This window comes from Ralstonia sp. VS2407, from assembly GCF_052950655.1.
In genome coordinates this window covers 1-445 of the sequence record NZ_JBRFVG010000330.1, presented here as the reverse complement: position 1 = coordinate 445, position 445 = coordinate 1, and the positions used below count along the sequence as shown (strand labels likewise).

Here is a 445-nt window from a genome sequence, read left to right as displayed (position 1 = left end):
GGATCTGCTCCTGCATGACCTTCGTCCAGCCGTACGGGTTCGTCGCCCAGGTCGGGCGGTCCTCGGTGGCGCCGGCCTGGTCGGTGCCGTACACCGTGGCGCTCGAGGAGAAGACGAGCTTGTCGACGTCGTACCTCTGCATCGCCCGGACCAGCGAGAAGGTGGTGCCGAGGTTGTTCTCGTAGTAGTCGAGCGGCTTCTCGACACTCTCGCCGACGGCCTTGAAGGCGGCGAAGTGGATGACCGCGTCGAAGTCCTCGGCCGCGAAGAGGTGCTCGGTCTTGTCGTAGTCGCGCAGGTCGAAGGAGTGGACCACCAGACGGGTGCCGGTCAGGGCCTCGAGGCGGCCGACGACCGTGGGGTTGGAGTTGCTGAAGTTGTCGACGATCACCACGTCGTGGCCGGCCTGGACGAGCTGGATCACAGTGTGGGAGCCGATGTAGCC

Annotated in this window: 1 protein-coding gene; it reads right to left on the bottom strand. The window is 65.8% G+C overall.

Annotated elements, in window-relative coordinates; translation table 11 throughout:
* Positions 1–445 (bottom strand): GDP-mannose 4,6-dehydratase (locus ACU8YE_RS25305; RefSeq protein ID WP_446930328.1); only part of this gene is annotated, 445 nt, incomplete at both ends.